The organism is Pseudolabrys sp. (assembly GCF_050250095.1).
Taxonomy (GTDB): domain Bacteria; phylum Pseudomonadota; class Alphaproteobacteria; order Rhizobiales; family Xanthobacteraceae; genus Pseudolabrys.
In genome coordinates this window covers 481663-501370 of record NZ_JBFWPH010000001.1, presented here as the reverse complement: position 1 = coordinate 501370, position 19708 = coordinate 481663, and the positions used below count along the sequence as shown (strand labels likewise).

The 19708-nt window shown below is 65.6% G+C and carries 13 protein-coding genes and 1 pseudogene; 7 read left to right on the top strand and 7 right to left on the bottom strand.

The features are described from left to right. The first annotated feature begins 162 nt into the window (after positions 1–162). The 5 genes from AB7F10_RS02400 (at position 163) to AB7F10_RS02380 (ending at position 11999) form a co-directional block, all read left to right on the top strand. Positions 163–6495, top strand: a complete 6333-nt coding sequence (locus tag AB7F10_RS02400) for a tetratricopeptide repeat protein (protein WP_428557870.1) — start codon at positions 163–165, stop codon at positions 6493–6495. Between the two features lie 81 nt (positions 6496–6576). Further along, positions 6577–7272: a hypothetical protein gene (locus AB7F10_RS02395; RefSeq protein WP_428557871.1), complete on the top strand. Its 696-nt coding sequence runs from the start codon at positions 6577–6579 to the stop codon at positions 7270–7272. 235 nt (positions 7273–7507) lie between these two features. Next, entirely contained in the window at positions 7508–9757 is a 2250-nt protein-coding gene (locus tag AB7F10_RS02390; protein ID WP_428557872.1) for a putative bifunctional diguanylate cyclase/phosphodiesterase, read from the top strand. A gap of 8 nt (positions 9758–9765) precedes the next feature. Then, positions 9766–10857 carry a DUF2336 domain-containing protein gene (locus AB7F10_RS02385; protein ID WP_428557873.1) on the top strand — a complete coding sequence of 364 codons (1092 nt, stop codon included), beginning with the start codon at positions 9766–9768 and terminating at the stop codon, positions 10855–10857. A 233-nt stretch (positions 10858–11090) separates the two neighbouring features. After that, the gene (locus AB7F10_RS02380) at positions 11091–11999 is read left to right on the top strand and encodes a LysR family transcriptional regulator (RefSeq protein WP_428557874.1); all 909 of its coding nucleotides are present in this window, start codon (positions 11091–11093) and stop codon (positions 11997–11999) included. 34 nt (positions 12000–12033) lie between these two features. Here AB7F10_RS02380 and AB7F10_RS02375 read toward each other — a convergent pair whose 3' ends face one another. Next, entirely contained in the window at positions 12034–12771 is a 738-nt protein-coding gene (locus tag AB7F10_RS02375; RefSeq protein ID WP_428557876.1) for a Crp/Fnr family transcriptional regulator, read from the bottom strand. A 685-nt stretch (positions 12772–13456) separates the two neighbouring features. Here AB7F10_RS02375 and AB7F10_RS02370 point away from each other — a divergent pair. Both AB7F10_RS02370 and AB7F10_RS02365 read left to right on the top strand, forming a co-directional pair. Next, positions 13457–14065 carry a response regulator gene (locus AB7F10_RS02370; protein WP_428557877.1) on the top strand — a complete coding sequence of 203 codons (609 nt, stop codon included), beginning with the start codon at positions 13457–13459 and terminating at the stop codon, positions 14063–14065. Continuing rightward, entirely contained in the window at positions 14065–14565 is a 501-nt protein-coding gene (locus AB7F10_RS02365; RefSeq protein ID WP_428557878.1) for a hypothetical protein, read from the top strand. Before AB7F10_RS02370 ends, AB7F10_RS02365 begins: the two co-directional genes overlap by 1 nt. A gap of 121 nt (positions 14566–14686) precedes the next feature. On the opposite strand, the gene AB7F10_RS02360 is transcribed toward AB7F10_RS02365, so the two are convergent. The 6 genes and pseudogenes from AB7F10_RS02360 to AB7F10_RS02335 form a co-directional block, all read right to left on the bottom strand. Beyond that, a complete protein-coding gene (locus AB7F10_RS02360) occupies positions 14687–15121 on the bottom strand; it encodes a hypothetical protein (protein WP_428557879.1) in 435 nt (144 codons plus the stop codon). A gap of 20 nt (positions 15122–15141) precedes the next feature. After that, a complete protein-coding gene (locus AB7F10_RS02355; RefSeq protein ID WP_428557880.1) occupies positions 15142–15531 on the bottom strand; it encodes a response regulator in 390 nt (129 codons plus the stop codon). A gap of 76 nt (positions 15532–15607) precedes the next feature. Beyond that, positions 15608–17815 (bottom strand): chemotaxis protein CheA, encoded by a 2208-nt coding sequence (locus AB7F10_RS02350; protein ID WP_428557881.1) that lies wholly within the window; start codon positions 17813–17815, stop codon positions 15608–15610. A 33-nt stretch (positions 17816–17848) separates the two neighbouring features. After that, positions 17849–18202 (bottom strand): response regulator, encoded by a 354-nt coding sequence (locus tag AB7F10_RS02345; protein ID WP_428558400.1) that lies wholly within the window; start codon positions 18200–18202, stop codon positions 17849–17851. A gap of 150 nt (positions 18203–18352) precedes the next feature. Beyond that, positions 18353–18616, bottom strand: a pseudogene (locus AB7F10_RS02340) (STAS domain-containing protein); the annotation flags it as partial. Positions 18617–18632: 16 nt separating this feature from the next. Then, positions 18633–19703, bottom strand: a complete 1071-nt coding sequence (locus tag AB7F10_RS02335; RefSeq protein ID WP_428557882.1) for a protein-glutamate methylesterase/protein-glutamine glutaminase — start codon at positions 19701–19703, stop codon at positions 18633–18635. Positions 19704–19708 lie beyond the last annotated feature (5 nt).

The following is a 19708-nucleotide window of genomic DNA, read 5'->3' as shown; positions in this document are numbered from 1 at the left end:
GTCCGTTAACGTCATGCGCGCGTAACGCGCATGCGGATTAATGTTAACTCGTTCAATAAGTCCGCTCGCTGACTCAGACGCGCCGCTTCGCGCTAAGTTCCGCCCAATAAATTTCATCGCGCCGAACGCACGGCGCGTCGTCAGGGTGGCATCGAGGCGTCAATGAGCGGCGGACTGTTTCGAATTTCCGGGATCGTGCTGACGGTAGCGGCGATGTCGTTCGCCGCGGCCGGCGCGCACGCGCAGACGGCGGAGCAGAAGCGCCATTGCTCGACGAAATCCGGCGCGGGCATCGAGCAGCGCCTCGCCGCCTGCACCGCCGTCATCGACAAGACGAAATCGAAGCCGTTGAAGGCCGCGGCCTATGCGATCCGCGGCAACGCCTATCGCGAGTCCGGCAACACCGACGCCGCGGTCGCCGACTACGACGAGGCGGTCAAGCTCAATCCGAAGGACGCCGACAGCTATTTCAACCGCGCGCGGATCTTCCGCGACCGCGGCGAGGTCAACCGCGCCGCGCAGGATTTCGAGATGGTGCTGCGCCACGACAAGCGCAACGCAGAAGCCACCATCGCGCTGGCGCACATCTATTACGGCAAGCGCGACTTCGTGAAGGCGATCGACGCGCTCGACCTCGCGATCAAGATCAACGCCAGCAACGCGCTCGCCTACTACAACCGCGGCATGGCCTACCGCGCCAAGGGCGAGCCCGACCGCGCCATTCCCGACTTCGATCGCGCGATCAAGCTCAACCCGAACGACTCGGTCGGCTTTCACAGCCGCGGCCTCGCCTATCGCGACATCCGCGACTACGAACGCGCGATCCAGGATTTCGACCAGGCGATCAAGATGCGGCCGGACTTCATTCTGGCGCTGAACGACCGCGGCATTGCCTATGCTTCGAAAGGCGCGGTCGAGCGCGCGATCCAGGATTTCGATCAGGCGATCCTGCTCGATCCCCGCGACGCCTTTGCCTACAACAACCGCGGCCTCGCCTATCGTAACCGCGGCGAAACGGCGCGCGCGATCAAGGACTACGATCAGGCGCTGCTGCTGAACCCGAATTACGTGCTGGCCTATTACAACCGCGGCAACGCCTTTTACGACAAGAACGACTACGACCAGGCGATCCGCAACTACGACCGCGCGATCCAGCTCGACGCCAAATATGCGCTCGCCTATTACGACCGCGGCGTGTCCTACTTCGCCAAGCGCGACTACGAGCGCGCCCTGGCCGACCTGACCCAGGCGGTCAAGCTCGACCCGAAGGACTCGCTGTCCTACTACAACCGCGGCGTGGTCTACATCGCCAAGGGCGAAACCGACCGGGCCATCGCCGATTTCGATCAGACGCTGAAGATCGACGGCAAGAACGCCCTCGCCTATTTCAACCGCGGCCGCGCGTATCACATCAAGGGCGACGACGAGCGCGCCGTTGCCGACTTCAGCCAGTCGATCAAGCTCAATCCCAAACACGCGCCGAGCTTCTACAACCGCGGCCTCGTCCTGCGCGCCAAGGGCCAGATCAAACAGGCGATGGCGGACTTCGAGGACGCCATCAAGGCCGATCCGCAGAACGCGGGCGCATTCTACGAGCGCGGCCGCGCCTTCTATGCCGGCAAGGAATACGACCGCGCCATCACCGACCTCAACCAGGCGATCAACATCCGCCCGGACTACACCGACGCCTTCAACGTGCGCGGCCTTGCTTACACCGCGCGCGGCGACAGCGACCGCGCCATCGCCGATTTCGACCAGGCGATCCGGCTCGACCCGAAATTCACCGCCGCGCTGAACAGCCGCGGCGAGGCCTACCGCGCCAAGGGCGACCTTGCCCGCGCCATCGCCGATTTCGACAAGGCGGTCGCGGCGCGGCCCGACGACGCGCGGGCGCTCCTGAACCGCGGGATCGCCTGGCGCGACCGTCGCGACGACGAGCACGCCATCGCCGACCTCACGCTCGCCATTAAGGCGGCCCCGAAGAACGCCGTCGCCTACAACTTCCGCGGCCTGAGCTACCGTACGCTCGGCAAATCCGATCAGGCGCTGGCGGATTTCGACAACGCCATCAAGCTCGATTCCGGCTATGGCGAGGCCTATTTCAACCGCGGCGCGACCCGCCTCGACCGCCGCGACTTCGACAACGCCATCGCCGACCTGACGCAGGCGATGCGCGCCGACCCGCGCGACCAGCACGCGGCGCACCTGCGCGGCCTCGCCTATCGCGAGCGGCACGACTACGACCGCGCCGTCGCCGATTTCGACACCGCGCTGAAGCTCGATCCGAAATTCGTCACCGCTTACGTGGATCGCGGCAACGCTTACCAATACAAGGGCGACTACGAGCGCGCGGTGCGCGACTACGACACCGCGATCAAGATCGACCCGAAGAACGCCGCCGCCTTCACCGAGCGCGGCAACACCCATGCAGCGCGCGGCAAGATCGACCGGGCCTTGCAGGACTACGATCAGGCGATCAAGTTCAACCCGACCTATGCCGGCGTTTACAACAGCCGTGCGCTACTGTGGCAGCGCAAGGGCGACCTCGGCAAGGCGCTGGCCGATCTCGACCAGGCGGTGAAGCGCGACCCGAACTTCGTCGCAGCGCTGAACACGCGCGGCACCATCCACCGCCAGAAAGGCGATCTCGACAAGGCGCTGGCGGATTTCGAACAGGCGATCGCCGCCAACCCGCATTACGAAGCCGCGCTCAACAACCGCGGCATGGCCTTCCGCGACAAGGGCGACCTGCGCAAGGCGCTGGCCGATTTCGACGCCGCGGTGAAGATCAACTCCGGCTTCGTCAACGCGCTGTTCAATCGCGGCGAGACCTACGAGGCGCTCGGCGAGCACGACAAGGCGCTGGCCGATCTCGACCGCGCGCTCAAGGTCAGCCCGTCCAACGCCAAGGCGTTCAACGCCCGCGGCCTCGCGCTCACCAGCATGCGCGCCTATGACCGCGCCATCGCCGACTTCACGCAGGCCATCAAGCTCGACCGCGATTTCGCCGAGGCCTACAACAACCGCGGCCTCGCCTGGCGCAACCGCGGCGACATCGACCGCGCCATCGCCGATTTCGGCGCAGCCGCGAAGCTCGAGCCGAACGACGCCACCGCCTATTCGAACCGCGGCAACGCCTATTACGACAAGCAGGAATACGACCGCGCCATCGCCGACCTCAACCAGGCGATCAAGCTCGATCCCAAGCGCGTCTCGGCCGTCTATGACCGCGCCATCGTCTATGGCGCCAAGGGCGACCACGCCCGCGCCATCGCCGATTTCGATCAGGCGATCAAGCTCGACGGCAAGAACGCGGTTGCCTACAACAACCGCGGCGTCGCGCGGCGCGCCAAGGGCGAGCTGGACCGCGCCGTGGCGGACTTCGATCAGGCGGTTCGCCTCAACGACACCTATGCCGCCGCCTACTACAACCGCGGCAGCGTCTATTACGACAAGCGCGACGCCGACCGCGCCATCGCCGATTTCAGCCAGGCGATCAAGCTGAACCCGAAAGACGCGGTGGCCTATCACGACCGCGCCGTCGCCTATTTCGACAAGCGCAATTACGACAGCGCGATCGCGGACTTCGAGCAGGCGATCAAGCTCAGCCCCGGCTTCACGATGGGCACGCGGCCGAACGGACCGGACGTGCGCAACCAGCGCGGCTATGACCGCGGCGCGATGCAGCTTGCGCAGCCGCTGCGCGTCAGCCCGGTGTTCGCGCTCGCGCTCAACGACCGCGGCATCATGGCGGCGGCCAAGCACGACTACGACAAGGCGATCGGTGACTTCAATTACACCATCAAGCTGAACGTCAATTTCGGCGCGGCCTATTACAACCGCGGCAACGCGCTGTTCCGCAAGAACGACACCGCGCGCGCGATCCAGAACTACGACCAGGCGATCCGGCTCAACCCGAAGGACGCAGCCGCCCACTACGACCGCGGCGTTGCCTATTACGTGCGCGGCGACCACGACCGCGCCATCGCCGACTTCGACGCCACGCTCAAGATCGACGACAAGAACGCCTCCGCCTACTACAACCGCGCGATCTCCTATCTGGAGAAGCGCGACTACGCCCGCGCGCTGTCCGACTTCGACAATGCGCTGAAGGCCGACGGCAAGCTTGGACCCGCCTATGCCGGCCGCGCCAATACGCTGGTCAACAGCGGCGAAATCGAGCGCGCCATCACCGACTTCACGCAGGCGCTCCGCCTCAACGCCACCAGCGCGCTGACCTATAACGACCGCGGCGTCGCCTACGGCATGAAGGGCGATTACGATCGCGCCATCGCCGATTTCGACGCCGCGCTCGGCATCGACGCCAAATACGCGCCGGCCCTGATCAACCGCGGCATCGCCCAGTCCGCCAAGCGCCGGTTCGACCGTGCGCTGGCGGACTACGATCAGGCGATCAAGCTCGACGGCAATCAGCCGCTCGCATGGTTCAACCGCGGCAACGCCAACTACGACAAGGGCGACTACGCTCAGGCGATCAGCGACTACGACAAGGCGCTGAAGCTCAATCCGAAGGACGCGCTCGCGCTCAACAACCGCGGCAATGCCTATGTCGGCCGCCGCGACTTCGACCGTGCTATCGCCGACTTCACCGCCGCCATCAAGCTCGATGGCGACTTCGCCCAGGCCTATAACGACCGCGGCATCGCCTATGGCGCCAAGGGCGACACCGAGCGGGCGCTGCGCGACTTCGCCGACGCGGTGAAGTTCGACCCCCGCAATGCGCTCGCTTTCTACAATCGCGGCCTCGCCTATCGCGACAAGAACGACCTCGACCACGCGATCCAGAACTTCGACCAGGCGATCAAGATCAATCCGGACTATGCGGCCGCCCTGTTCAACCGCGGCAGCGCCTATCAGGCCAAGCGCGATTTCGACCGCGCCATCGCCGATTTCGACGCCACGCTGAAATTGCGGCCGAACGCCGCCGATGCAACGTATGACCGCGCGCTGGCGCTCGGCGCCAAGGGCGACGCCGACCGCGCCATCCTCGGCTTCACCGCAGCGCTGAAGCTCGACCCGCAGAACGCGGCGGCCTTCTTCAACCGCGGCATCGCCTACCGCAACAAGAGCGATCTCGACCGGGCGCTCACCGATTTCGGCGACGCGATCAAGCTCGACGGCAAGTTCGCGCAGGCCTATTTCCAGCGCGGCCTCGCCGCCTTCGAAAAGCGCGACTACGACCGCGCCATCGCTGATTTCGACCAGGCCGTGAAATTCCCCGCCGGCGCGGACGACGCCTATTTCCACCGGGCGCTCGCGCAGCTCGCGAAGAACGAGGTCGACAAGGCAATCGCGGACTTCGGCCACGCGATCAAGCTCGCGCCGAAGAACGCGGTGGCGTTCAACAAACGCGGCCTCGCCTTCCGCGACAAGGGTGACCTTGACCGGGCGCTCGCCGATTTCGACCAGGCGGTGAAGCTCGATGCAAAATATGCGGCGGCGCTGCACAACCGCGGCACGACCTATGGCATGCGCGGCGACGCCGACCGGGCGATTGCCGATCTCGACGCGGCCATCAAGCTCGCGCCGCAGAACGCGATCATGCTGAACAACCGCGGCCTCGCGCTGCGTCTGAAGGGCGAACTCGACCGCGCCATCGCGGATTTCGACGCCGCGATCAAGATCAACGGCGCTTACGCGGCAGCCCTTCTCAACCGCGCCGGCAGCCACTACGCCAAGCGCGATTTCGACCGCGCCATCAAGGACTACGACGCCGTGATCCGCCTGAAGCCGGCGCTGGCCGACGCCTATAACGGCCGCGGCCTCGCTTATGATGGTAAAAACCAGCTCGACGCCGCAATCGCTGACTTCAGCCAGGTCATCAAGCTCGATGCCGCCAATGCCTATGCCTATAACAACCGCGGCTTCGCCTGGCGCAACAAGGGCGAGTTCGACAAGGCGATGGCCGATTTCGATCAGGCGCTGAAGCTTGCCCCGAATTATGCCGGCGCGCTCTATAACCGCGCCATGACGCTGATGGACAAGCGCGAGTTCGAGCGCTCCTCGCGCGACATGAACCAGGCCATCAAGCTCAACCCGAACTACGCCAGCGCCTTCCACGACCGCGGCTTGTCGGCGGCGGGCCGCCGCGACTACGACGTGGCGGTTGCGGCGCCGGACGCCGGCAGTACGCCGGGCCTTGCCTATGTGCTCGACCACGGCGCGCGCAATTCGAGCTACGAGAACCGCCGCGCCGGCGACCGTATCGTTCGCGACGCCGCGCAGGCGATCAAGAGCAACCACTACAACGCCTTCGCCTTCTCGCCGGAGACGCCGGCGATGCCCGAGCCCGGCCCGCCGCCCAAGCTCGCGAGCGCAGCCGCGCCCAGCGCCGACATCGCGAGCGCGACGGTGCCGCTGCCGATGCCCTCGCCCGAAGCCGCCGCCGCCTCGGCGCAGGCTTTCGAGGCGGTGCCGCTGCCGCAGCCGCGGCCGCGCGGGCGCTATCTGCGCGCGGCGCAGGCACGGCGTTAAGGCGAACCCTCGCGGATTTGTTGTGGACGCATCGGCCGCGTGGCGCGCGGCCCCGCCATGCCGCGCTTAAAGTGCGCGCCCATGAGCCTGTCAGCCGCTTATCGAAAATCGCTGCGCGACCTCCTGACGTCCGCCGAGCGCCGCATCGTCGCGCGGCTGTCGAGCCCGGAGGCGATCCAGGATTTCCTCGACCGCATGCCGGTCAATTTCGAGGAAGACGGCGACACCCACATGTCGCCGCGCCGGGTGCTGCGCACGCGGCGGGCTCATTGCACCGAGGGCGCGATGCTGGCGGCGGCCTGCTTTGCCTATCACGGCAAGCCGCCGCTGCTGATGGATCTTCGCTCGCTGCCGGCGGACCAGGATCACGTCGTCGCGCCGTTTCAGGTGCGCGGCCTCTGGGGCGCGATCAGCAAGACCAACCACGCCGTGCTGCGCTGGCGCGACCCGGTCTATCGCAGCCCGCGCGAGCTCGCGATGTCCTATGCGCACGAATACTACCTGCCGAGCGGCCGCAAATCGCTGCTGTCGTTCTCCCGGCCGTTCCGGCTCACCCGCTATTCGCCGCAGCGCTGGGTGACCCCGGAGGACAATCTCGACTGGCTGATCGCCGCGCTCGACGACGCCCCGCACGAGCCGGTGGCGCCGCCCGCGGCGCTCGCCCGCCGCCGGCGGGTCTCGGCCCTGGAGCGTTACACGGTCGAGGTGATCGAATGGCGGGCGCCGGACGGCACCGGCCACCCCCCGCCGTGGAAGCCCAAAAGGCCCCTCGGCTGAGCTTTTTTGCGCTGCAAAACATCGCTTAACGCGGCCGTTCCGGCCTGCCGAGAAAGCGACGGCATTTCTTAAACCTTGCTTAAAGCGCGTCCCCTACTGTGGCGGCACGTTTTGATTGCGACGAATCATCAGGAATGCGCGCCGCTGCGGCCGGCTTCCGGCCAAACCAGTGAGGCCTGAGGACGGCGCAGCACAGTTTCGGAGTTCGGGTGCCGCGTAACGCTGCCAACCGACATTGACCGTCATCGAGATGCCGTTTCCGGACCTGCCTGACGACACCGACTTTCCCGACACCGCCATCGAGCCGGCGCAACAACGCGCGGCCCAATCGGCGGACGGTGCGCTCGAACATGCGCACATGCTCGAACTTGCGCTCGACAACATGACGCATGGCCTGTGCGTCTACGACGCACAAGGCCGGCTGCAAATGTTCAACGCGCGCTATCTGGAACTGCACGGCTTCACGCGCGACGAGATCAAGATCGGCTGGACCTTCCTCGATCTCGTGCGCCACCTGGCCCGGAGCGGGCATTTCTCCGGCGATCCCGATCAATACGCCGTCGACATCGCCGCCGGTCTCGCCAAAGACGGCGTCGTTGAGCGGCAACCCACCCTCACCAACGGCCGCACGTTGCTGTGCACCCACACGTTGACCGCCAGCGGCGAGCGCGTCACCACACATCGCGACATTACCGATCAGGTCCGCGCCGAAGCCGAGCGCGACCGCACCCAGAACTTCCTCGACACCGTCATTACCAACGTCCCCGCCATCATCATGGTGAAAGACGCCGTGACGATGCAGTACGTGCTGATCAACAAGCGCGCCGAGGAATATTTCGGCATGAGCGCCGCCGAGGTCATCGGCAAGACACCATACGAGCTGTTCGAGAAGGAGCTGGCCGACCGGATCACCGCGCGGGACCGCAAGGCGCTGGCCGGCGACCGCATTGCGCTGGTCACCACGCCGCTGCACGACACCGCGATACCCGGCCAGATCGTGCGCGTGAAGAAAGAGGTCGTCCACGACGCCGACGGCACGCCGAAATATCTCATCAATATCGTCGAGGACATCACCGAGCGTGCCCAGGCCGCCGAACGCGTCGCCTATATGTCACGCTACGACGCGCTGACCGGCCTCGCCAACCGGACGCGCCTGCTCGAGATCATGTCCGGCTTGCTGGCGCAGGCGCCCGAAGCCGCCGGCGGGCCCAAACCGTTCAACCTGCTCCTGCTCGACATCGACCGCTTCAAGGACATCAACGACACGCTCGGCCATCCGGTCGGCGACGCGCTGCTGATGGCGATCGCGGCGCGGCTGAAGGATCTCGCCGGCAAGGACGACGTGGTCGCGCGGATCAGCGGCGACGAATTCGCGATCCTGCAGATGGCGGGCGACGAGGCGCGCGACAGCGCCGTCGCCCATGCCGCCCGCGTCATCGGAGCGATGCTGGAGCCGTTCCACGTCGAGGGACACCACATCGAGACCAGCGCCAGCATCGGCATCGCCATCGCGCCGGAACACGGACTCGACGCCGACGGCCTCATCAAATGCGCGGATCTGGCGCTGTATCGGGCGAAATCGAGCGGCCGCAACCAGTACAGCATCTTCGAATCGACCATGGAGGCGGAGGTCAATATCCGCCGCACGCTCGAGACCGAATTGCGCAAGGCATTGGCCGCGCAGGAATTCGAGTTGCGCTATCAGCCGATCGTCAATGCGATCAACAAGGACATCGCTGCCGTCGAGGCGCTGGTGCGCTGGAATTCGCCGCTCAAGGGCCTCGTGTCGCCGGAGCACTTCATCCCGCTCGCGGAGGAAACCGGGCTGATCGTGCCGCTCGGCGATTGGGTGATGCGGCGCGCCTGCACCGACGCGGCCGGCTGGCCGGACTCGGTCAAGGTATCCGTCAACCTGTCGGCGATCCAGTTCTCCAAGGGCGACATCGTCGGCCTCGTCTCCAGCGCGCTCGACGAGTCCGGGCTCGCGCCCGAACGGCTCGAGCTGGAGATCACGGAAACGGTGCTGCTGCACAAGAACGAGGACAACATCTCGCTCCTGCACGCGCTGAAGAATCTCGGCGTCGCCATCGTGCTCGACGATTTCGGCACCGGCTATTCCTCGCTCAGCTATCTGAAGATGTTCCCGTTCGACAAGATCAAGATCGACAGGTCGTTCATCAACGAGATGTCGACCCGCACCGACTGCGCGGCAATCGTCTGCGCGGTCACCGGCCTCGGCCGCAGCCTGAACATCACAACGACCGCCGAAGGCGTCGAGACCCAGGAGCAGTTCACCCTGCTGCGCGCGGTCGGCTGCACGCAGATTCAAGGATACCTGTTCGGCCGCCCGGTTCCGGCTGCCGAGTTGCCGTTCGACGGCGCCCAGACCCGGCCGCAGCACCGCGCCGTGGCGGAGATCGAAGCGCCGCGCACGGCGCCTCAATATCCCGTTCTGGCGTCCGACCTGCCGCGCCAGATTGCCTGAAAGATGGAATGACCATGCGACAGAATTTCCGGATGATCGACGAGCTGAACGACGCGCTCAGCGGCAAGGCGACCGAGCGGCGCGGCGCGATGCTGCTGCGGATGGCGGACCTGTTCGCCTTCGGTTCCGGCGGCTTCTCGAACGACCAGATGCGCATGTTCGACGACGTGTTCACGACGCTGGTCGCCAATATCGAGATCGCGGCTCGCGCGGCGCTCGCGCAACGGCTCGCCGTCATTCCCAATGCGCCGCAGACGGTGAGCCAGATGCTCGGTTTCGACGATAACATCGGCGTCGCCGGCGCGATGCTGGAAAAGTCGTCGCAACTGACCAGCGAATGGCTCGCCGACGCCGCCCTCACCAAGAGCCAGGATCACCTGCTCGCCATTTCGAAACGCGAGAACCTCGACGAAAGCGTGACCGACGTTCTGATCGAGCGCGGCAACCGGCCGGTCGTTCTCTCCACCGCGCGCAATCTGGGGGCACGGATTTCCGAGGCCGGCTACACCAAGCTGGTTCACCGCTCCGACGGTGACGACGAGATGGCGTTTTGCGTCGGCCTGCGCGGCGACATTCCGCGCCACCACCTGCTGCGGCTGATGGCGAAGGCCTCCCAGGCGGTCCGCGCCAAGCTCGCCGCCGCCAATCCGGCGCTTTCAAGCATGGTGCAGGAAACCGTGGCCGACGTCGCAAGCCAGATCCAGGCCCGGACCGGAGCGATGTCGCGCAGCTATCAGGCCGCGCAGGAACTGATCGAGGAACTGCGGACCAGCGGCCGGCTGGCGGAGTCCGATATCGCCAATTTCGCCAAGGCCGGCCAGTTCGAGGAAACGACGGCCTCGCTCGCCGCGCTGTGCCGGCTGCCGATCGAGACCGTGGAACGCGCGATGGTTCAGGACCGGCCCGAGACCGTGCTCATCATCGCCAAGGCGATCGGCCTGTCCTGGCCGACCGTGAAGCTGATCCTGCGCCTGCGCGGCGGCGAACAGGGCGTTTCGCCGCATCAGCTGGAGCAATGCCTCGGCACGTTCTCCCGGCTGAAACCGCTGACGGCGCGGCAGGTGGTCGATTTCCAGCGCAAGCGAGCCGTCGGCGCCTGATCGCTGCAACGCACATGGCGTGTGTGCGCTGCGCTCGGGGGCGCTGACGCCACGCACAGGACGAGCGTCGCGCCTCGATTTCCGCTTTTCATTTTCTAAACTCTTTCTAATATGCGCGCTGTTGCGCGCGTCCGCTATAGCGCACGGTACGCCGCAGTCGCGAAAATCCAACCGCTCGCGCAGCTTCAGGATTTTTGCGGCCCGGCACACACCCGCGAACCGGATAGCCGCCTTTGCCAGTAGCAACGCAGGACATCGGCACCGATCTGCTCAGGACGCTTGTTTTTGTCGTCGAGGAGCGCAGCTATACCAAAGCCGCGCTGCGCCTGGGCCTCTCGCAGCCGACCGTCAGCGCGCACATCAAGCGCCTGCAGGACCAGCTCGGCTACGAAGTCTTCGACAAGAGCGTGCCCGGCGTCAAACTGACCGCCAAGGGCGAGTTCGTCCTTGCGCGAGCCCGGCAGATGCTGGCGCTGCACGAGCAGATGCTGCACGGCGAGGAATCCGGCGGCGCCGAAGGGCCGCTGATCCGCGTCGGCGTGCCGGACGAATTGCTTTCAATCGCTCCGATCATGGCGGCGATCCGGCGTGATGACCCGGCGGTCAATTTCCGCATCGAGCGCAACACGTCGGCGCAGCTGAGAGAACGATTTTACGCCTGGGAGATCGACGTCTGCGTGACGCTGGATCGCAACGAGCAGATCGAGGATGCCTATATTCACGGCACCGACTCCCTGGTGTGGACCGGCCCCGCTTCCGGCAATACGCCGGGCTCCCCGCTCAATATCGTCGCGCCGCCTTCCCGCTGCTTCAGCTATGAAATCATGCTGGAAACGCTGCAAGCGCACCGCGCCAATTACCGCCTCGTTGTGCAGGCCGGCACGATGAACGGCGCCGTCAACGGCGCGGCGGTCGGGCTCGGCTACCTCGCCTTGCCGCGGTCCGTCGTGCCACCGGCGCTGGCCGAGGTCCGGCACGAAGCGGCGCTGCCGCAGATCAAGAAGCCGTTCTTCTGGGGTGTCTACGTCAACCGGGGGACCGGCCGCGGCGCGTGGAGCAGCGCGGCGGAACGCTTCGGCAATTTTCTGGCGCTCGGAATGGGCCATCGCGAACCGCTGGCGGCGTCCGGCGGCCGCCGCTGACATCAGGCGGAGCGCCGCCTGATGCGCGGCAGGATCAGCGCATATTCGCGATCGCGCGGAACGCGCCGGGATCCTTGATGGTCAGCGCGCGCTCGCTGATCTCGATCGACCCGGCGCGGCGGAATTCGGTCAGAACCTTGCTGACATGGACCGACGTCAGGCCGGTCGCGTCCGCGATATGGTGCTGGCGCAGCGGAAACTCGAAACTGTCGCCCTCGGTGAGACCGCGCTGCCGCGCCCGCTCGGCGAGGCCGAGGATGAGCCTGGCGATCCGCTCGTCGGCGCTGCGGCGGCCGAGATCGACCGCAAGCTGATCGGCCTGAAACTTTTCGACAGCCGCGAGCCGGGAAAACCGCTCGAACAGACCGGCCTCGCGCTGCAAGGCGTCCTTGAACTCGGCGCGCTGGACGGCGCGGAATTGAACGTCCGTCACCGCCTCGACCGAGACGTGAGCGACATCGTCGAACACCATCGCGGTCGGCGCCATGTCGCCCGGCAGCAGGAAGGACAGGATCTGGCGGCGGCCGTCGAACAGCGTGACGCTGCAGGCCGCCCAGCCGCGGCAAATCAGCGGGAGGACGGAGAGCGCGTCGCGCTCGCGCAAGATCAGGCGGCGCGCCGCAACGGACTGTTCGGTGTCCGACACAAAGGCTTCGTTGCCGTCCAGTAGCACGCCGGACATCGCCGTCGCAGCGCGTGCGGCGGCCTGACGCAGCCTGGTGTTCGCCGACAGATCGACCGTCTCAGCGTGAGCCCGGTGCGCATCGTGCATGAGGCATCGTCCTTCGCAAAAAAGGAGAAAGAGGAAGCGATACGCACGCACCCGGTGACGCAACTTGCGGCAGGGCCGCAATCAACGAACGCTACCGGACTACCCTATCGATGCTGCGCGACCCAGAATCGGGAACATCGATGCGACATTATCTATCATCATAAGGCTCTATAAAACGGGTTTTCGTGTGGCAGATCAGACAGATAACTTTCACGGGGTCGAAGAAGACTGTCTTCACAACGTTTCAGAGAGTGGACGTTGTGCGACCAACCTCGGCGCGCGGCCACCGGTGCCCAGACACCACACGTTACACAACCATTTCGTGAAGCCGAATCATAAATAAACTATTGGTTGTGTTATTGCAAGCTGCAACCAGAGACCGGCCAAAAAGCCGGCCGTTCGAGGCCAAAGAGGCCGAAAAAATGCGCTGTGGACAATCCTGACGGGCTTTGGCGGATGCGCGCCCGGCACCCAAGCAGAAAAAATTAACCACGTTTTATCCTGAATCGCCTTAGCTCGGATGAACGAGCGCCACCGGCTTCGCCGCCGATGGGACACGCACGAGCGAGGCCATGCTGCTTTTGACGTTGCGGCTTTCAACTTTACTTCGGTCCGGCACCGGCGGCGGCAGCCCCACGCGCACGACGATGCGCCGTGTCAGGCCCGCCTTCCAACGGGTACGCGCATGACATCGCCCGCCATCAATCTTCGCGACCTCGTGATCCTGGTCGCCGATCCGAGTTCGTATCTCTGCATGCTGGTGCACGGCATGCTGCGCGGCTTCGGCGCCAACAAGGTTCTCGAAGCCAAGGATTCGATGGGGCTGTTGCAGAGCCTGTCGTCCGGCAAGGCCGACATCCTGTTGCTTGACGCTCACATGCCGGCGCCGGGCGCGCCGTCCGGTGAAAACGGCGGCCTCGCCTTGACCCGCGCCATCCGCCGCAATGCCGACAACGAAAATCGCACCATCCCGATCCTGCTGATGGCCAGCGACACCCGCGAAGCGACCGTGAAGACCGCGCGCGACGCCGGCGTCAACATGGTGATCGCCAAGCCGATGTCGCCGGCCGCGCTCTACGACCGGCTGACCTGGATCGCCTTCACGCCGCGCAAGTTCATCGATACCGAGACCTATTTCGGCCCCGACCGCCGCTTCAAGATCGAAGGCTTCCCCGGCGGCGTCGGCCGCCGCAAGGGCGACAAGCCGATCGAGATCGGCGCCGAATCCGGCCCCGCGCTCGCGCAGAACGATATCGACAGCCTCTTCTCGGCCGCCCGCACGGAGCAATCCTAATGAATAAAAAAATCTCCAACAACGCGACTGAGTTCCACGTCGACACCCGTTTCCAGCAGATGGCACGCCGGCCCGGCGGGATTTCACGCGACGAGGCCATCGCCCGCGCCCAGAACCAGATCGACGAGGTGCGGCCCGACCTCGAGGCCCATCTCGACCGCGAATTGACCGCCCTGCACCTGTTGATCGACGATGCGCTCGAGAACCCGGCAAACCTGCGCTGGATCAAGGAGGCGAACGATCGCACCCGCCAGCTTCGCAATATCGGAACGACGATCGGGCTCGAACTGCTCACCCACATCGCCGACACGCTGTGCGACATGTTCGACCGCATCCGCAAGGGCGAGGATTACAGCGTCGAGTCGATCAAATGCTATGTCGACTCGCTGCATCTCGCGCGCCGCGACGAATACCGCAACATCAAACCGGAAGAAGTGCCCGAGCTGACCGAGGGGCTTCGCCAGGTTGCGGAAAAGCTGCGCCGCAAATCGCCGGCGTGATAATCGCTCCGCTCACCCCCGCGAAAGCGGGGGTCCAAAGCACCAAACCAACGCTCAAATTTGAAGGTGGATTCCCGCTTTCGCGGGAATGAGCGGAGTTTGGATCAGGCCAGTCCGCCTTTTAAAACACCACCTCTTCCGCCTCTTCCGGCGAAAGATCGCGCGCAGGCTCGCGCATGTAGCGATTGAGCCTGTCCTTGACGTTGGCGATCGAAATGGCGTCGATCGCCTGCCAGCTGTTGTGACTTTGCGCGGTGGCATTCTCGGCGAAATGCGCAAGCACGTTGGAGAGCGCGGCGAATTCCTGCTGCAGCCGGTCGAATTCCTGGAAGGCCACGATCAGTTCGCGGCCGCCGCGCGCGGGCTGCACGATGTCGGTGATGCGGCTCGCCGAATGCTCGAAGCGCGCGATGGTTTCGCGCAGCACGAAGGACAGCGCCGCAAGAAACGGCCCGACCTCGCCGCCATCGGCAAGCCTGGCGATCGCCGCGGACGAGTCGTCCGCGGGCTCCGGCAGCCCTGTCAGCGCAACTGGTTCGGATCCCCCCGACGACATCGCAACCGGCCTGAAAGCCCCTAGGTCAGCTTGCCGATGACCTGCTCGATCTTCTCGCGCAGGATCGCGGCGGTGAACGGCTTGATCAGGTAGTTGTTGGCGCCGGCCTGCGCGGCCTTCACGACCAGTTCGCGGTCGCCACGGCCGGTCAGTAGGATGAACGGCACCTTTCGCGACATCGGGTGGCCGCGCATGTTGCGCAGGAACTCGATTCCGTCCATTTCCGGCATGTTGAAATCGGAAATAACGAGATCGAGCGGCTGGACGGACGACACCGCCAGTGCGTTCTTGCCGTTATCCGCCTCATGAATGGTGCGGACACCGATCTCTTCGAGGATCATGCGCGTCATCTGACGAACGCTGTTCTGATCGTCGACAATGAGCACTTTCAGTGTCACTGCGGCTGGCATCTTGAGTACTCCTTATCGCATCTTCTTTTTTGCAGTCTTGAGGCCGCGGACCGCGGCTTCTGTTTGGTACTTCCCATCAAGCCGCTTCCGGCGCGACCTCGGCCCGGCGGGCCCGGCCGATGCCGGCAGCGGAACTGGTAACGGAATTGGTGGCGGTCGAGAGGTCCGCGAGCTTCTCGGCGTCGAGGATGAAGGCGACCTTGCCGTTGCCGAGGATCGTGGCGCCGGCGACGCCCGGCACCGCGCCGTAGCTTTCCTCGATGCTCTTGATGACGACCTGCTGGTGGCCGCACAGCTCATCCACGATAACGCCGAACCGGGTGTTCTCGCCGCCATCGACGATGATGACGACACGCTCGGCCTGGTCGCCGCCCGCCCGCTCGATCGACAGCAGATCGCCGAGATGGACGAGCGACACCAGTTCGCCGCGCAATTGCAGCATGCCGCTGGTGCCGACGAGGTTGTGCATCTCGGCCTCGCCCGGCCGCAAGCATTCGAGGATCACCGACATCGGCATCACGAAGGTTTCGCGGCCGACCTTGATGACCATGCCTTCCATGACGGCGAGCGTGAGCGGCAACGCAAGCTGGATCACCATGCCCTTGCCGCGCTCGGACTTCAGGCTGATGCGGCCGCCGATGTCCTGGATGTTCCGCCGCACCACGTCCATGCCGACGCCGCGGCCGGAGATATCCGAAACCTGGTCGGCCGTGGAGAAGCCGGGCGCGAAAATCAGGTTGTTGACCTCGTCCTCGGTGAGATTGGCGTCGGCGCTGACGAGGCCGCGCTCGCGCGCCTTCTTCAGCACCTTTTCGGTGTTGATACCGGCGCCGTCGTCGCGGATCTCGATGACGATGCGGCTGCCGCGATGGTCGGCGGACAAGCGAATGGTGCCCTCCTCCGGCTTGCCGGCGGCCGCGCGGTCGGCCGGCATCTCGATGCCGTGGTCGGCCGAATTGCGGATGATGTGGGTGAGCGGGTCGGCCAGCCGCTCGATAATCGAACGGTCGACCTCCGTGGTCTCGCCATGCATCTCGAGGCGGACCTTCTTGCCGGTCTTCACCGCAAGCTCGCGCACCAGGCGCGGCATGCGCTGGAACACCGCGCCGACCGGCTGGGCGCGCATCGACATCACGCTGTCTTTCAGCTCGCGGGTGTGATGCACGACCTCATCGAGGATCTGCCAGAGCTGGCCGCTGACAGCTTCCGGGAGGCCCTGCACGATCTGGCCCATCATCGCCTGCGAGATGACCAGTTCGCCGACGAGGTTCACGACGCGGTCGATGCGCTCAAGCTCGACGCGGGTGGTGGTGGCGCCGCCCTTGGCGGGCGCGCTCTTGCTCGAACCGTCCGACGCCGAAGCGGCGGAGACCACCGGCGCGGACGCCACAGGCTTCGCCGGCGCATCGGCCGGCACGATCGACGGCGCGGCCACGGTCGGGCTGACCGGCGGCAGGCTTGCCGCCGTCGGCTGCGGGGCGGGCGCGGCGGCAGGGATCGGCTCCGGCATCGCCGGCGCGCCATCGAGCGCGATGGTCAGATCGCAATCGCCGGCGACGAATTCGAACACCTCCTCGATCTCGGCCTGCGGCGCGCCGGTGCGCAGGGTGCCGCTCCAGCCGACGTAAGGCCGGGTCGGACGCAATTCGTGCAGCGGCGGGATGCCGCCGGTCTCGGCGGCAAAATCAAGCTCGCCAAGCCGCTGCAGCCCGCGAATGATGAGCAGCGGCTCGTTGGCCTTCTCCAGCATCTCGGGCTTGGGGCGGAACTCGATGCGCCAGAGTTTCGGCGCTTCGCTGGGCGGCGGCGCATCGCCGGCTTCGTCGAAGTCCTCGATGCGGACCGGAGCGAAATCGAGCCCTTCGAAATCGGCCGGCGCGGGCCCCTCGTCATGGCCTTCGTCGCCCAAGAGCGCCTGCAGCTGGGCGCGGGAGTCCTGGCCGTAATTCGCGGGCGCCGCCTCACCCGAGCGCGCCATGTTGACGAGATCCGTCAGCACGTCGCCGGCGGTGAGCATGATGTCGATGACGTCGGTCGACGGCGCAAGCTTGCCGTTGCGCATGGTGTCGAGCACGGTCTCGAACACATGCGCGAAGCCGACCAGTTCGTCGAAGCCGAAAATACCGGCGCCGCCCTTGACCGAATGCACCGCGCGGAACACCGCGTTGATGATGTCGTCGGACGTGTTGCCGTCCCGCATCTCGGTCAGGCTGACCTCCATTTGCTGGAGCAACTCCGAGCATTCGTCGAAGAAGGTCAGTTTGAGTTGTTCAAGACTCGACATGGCCGTCGATCCTTTTGCCTTCAAATTCGTGCGTCAGGGCGAAACCTTGCACACCGTTGCGATCAGCCGTTCGGGGTCGAACGGCTTGACCATCCAGCCGGTGGCGCCGGCCTCGCGCGCGAGATTCTTCTTGTCACTATCGCTTTCGGTGGTGAGCACCAGAATGGGCGTCGTCTTGTGCGCCGGGTCGGCCCGCAGGTGACGGATCACCTCGTAGCCGTCCATGTTCGGCATGTTGATGTCGGTAATGACGACGTCGACCCGCTCGCGGCCGAGCACCTCGACGCCATCCTTGCCGTCGACGGCCTGCAGCACGTCGAAACCGGCGTCGGTCAGGGTCAGCAGCAGCATGTCGCGGATCGTCTTGGAATCGTCGATGGTCAGGATGCGCTTGGCGACGGCGCCGTTGGCCGGCGCACGGGCCGGCGCGTCCGCGCCCGGTTCGGACGCCGGGGCCTCCGGAGCGATGGACGGCGCGGCGTCGATATCCGCGAGGATGATCCCGCGCGCGCGTTCCGGCATCCAGTCGAGGCCGAGGTCACGGAACGCGGTGGAGAAGGCTTCCGACGGCTGCTCGACGGAAACCTCGGTGTGGCTGCGCAGCGCCGAGACCAGCACCTGCGCGCAGGGAAACGTCATCGTCTCGACCTTCGAGGCGTCGATCCGCAGTTCGGTATCGTTAGCGAGCTTTTCGCGCAGCATCGCGAGCAGCGTTTCCGCGGCGCCGAGATCGAGCACCGACGGCAGCGGCAAAACCGGAGCGCCGCCGATGTCGCGCAGGGTGACGTTGTGGGGTTCCATCAGCATCGCTCCATCGTCATGCGGACTTTGCCGCGCCGGCCGGAACATAGTGGCAGGCGGCAAGAATGGCGTCGGACACGTCGCCCAAAGGCGACTGCTTCATCACGCCGCCGACCTCGAAGGCCACGCGCGGCATGCCGTAAATCAGGGACGTCGCCTCGTCCTGACCGATGGTGAAGGCGCCGGCGTTGCGCATCTCACGCATGCCGTTGGCGCCGTCCTTGCCCATGCCGGTCAGGATCGCAGCGACCGCGTTGGCGCCGACGAGCTTCGCCGCCGACTGGAACAGTGTATCGACCGACGGCCGATGGCCCGACATCGTCGGCCCGTCGTTCAACGCGCAGACGAAGCGGCCGCCGGTCTTGGCGATTTCGAGATGATGCGAGCCGGGCGCGATATAGGCATGGCCCTGCTCCACCGGATCGCCGTGCTTGGCTTCCGAGATCGTCATCGCGCATTCGCGATTGAGACGCTCGGCGAAAGCCTGGGTGAAGCGCGGCGGCATGTGCTGGGTGATGAGGATCGGCGGCGAATCCGCCGGCATGCCGGTGAGCACGACCTTCAGCGCCTCGACGCCGCCGGTCGAGGCGCCGATGAAGATGATCTTGTCGCCGGAGGCCGCCGAGCGGCTGAGCGTGTGTACCTTCGGCTTGCGCGCCACCGGCGCACGCACTTTGGCGCGGCCGGCGTTCTTGACCTTGGCGCGGATTTCCGGCGCGAGTTGCGCGAGCGTCGTCGCGACATTGGCGGTCGGCTTGGCGACGAAATCGACCGCGCCGATCTCGAGCGCCTCGAGCGTGGTTTCCGCGCCCGCCGTCGTCAGGGTGGAAATCATGACGACCGGCATCGGCCGCAGCGTCATGATCTTGCGCAGGAACGTGACGCCGTCCATATGCGGCATCTCGACGTCGAGCGTGATGACGTCGGGGTTGAGCGCCTTGATCTTCTCGCGGGCGACGTAAGGGTCCGGCGCGGTGTCGAGCACCTCGATCTCCGGGTCTTCCGCGAGGATGCCCGACAGGAGGTCGCGCATGACGGCGGAGTCGTCGACAACCAGGACACGCACGGGCTTGGCGTTTGTCGTCATGATGG

What these genes read in the sequence shown, in the direction of transcription:
- AB7F10_RS02360 (WP_428557879.1), bottom strand. Translation starts at nt 15,121, where the DNA reads ATGTCGTCGGGGGGATCCGAACCAGTTGCGCTGACAGGGCTGCCGGAG.
- AB7F10_RS02335 (WP_428557882.1), bottom strand. Translation starts at nt 19,703, where the DNA reads ATGACGACAAACGCCAAGCCCGTGCGTGTCCTGGTTGTCGACGACTCC.
- AB7F10_RS02355 (WP_428557880.1), bottom strand. Translation starts at nt 15,531, where the DNA reads ATGCCAGCCGCAGTGACACTGAAAGTGCTCATTGTCGACGATCAGAAC.
- AB7F10_RS02365 (WP_428557878.1), top strand. Translation starts at nt 14,065, where the DNA reads ATGAATAAAAAAATCTCCAACAACGCGACTGAGTTCCACGTCGACACC.
- AB7F10_RS02400 (WP_428557870.1), top strand. Translation starts at nt 163, where the DNA reads ATGAGCGGCGGACTGTTTCGAATTTCCGGGATCGTGCTGACGGTAGCG.
- AB7F10_RS02370 (WP_428557877.1), top strand. Translation starts at nt 13,457, where the DNA reads ATGACATCGCCCGCCATCAATCTTCGCGACCTCGTGATCCTGGTCGCC.
- AB7F10_RS02375 (WP_428557876.1), bottom strand. Translation starts at nt 12,771, where the DNA reads ATGCACGATGCGCACCGGGCTCACGCTGAGACGGTCGATCTGTCGGCG.
- AB7F10_RS02395 (WP_428557871.1), top strand. Translation starts at nt 6,577, where the DNA reads ATGAGCCTGTCAGCCGCTTATCGAAAATCGCTGCGCGACCTCCTGACG.
- AB7F10_RS02385 (WP_428557873.1), top strand. Translation starts at nt 9,766, where the DNA reads ATGACCATGCGACAGAATTTCCGGATGATCGACGAGCTGAACGACGCG.
- AB7F10_RS02350 (WP_428557881.1), bottom strand. Translation starts at nt 17,815, where the DNA reads ATGTCGAGTCTTGAACAACTCAAACTGACCTTCTTCGACGAATGCTCG.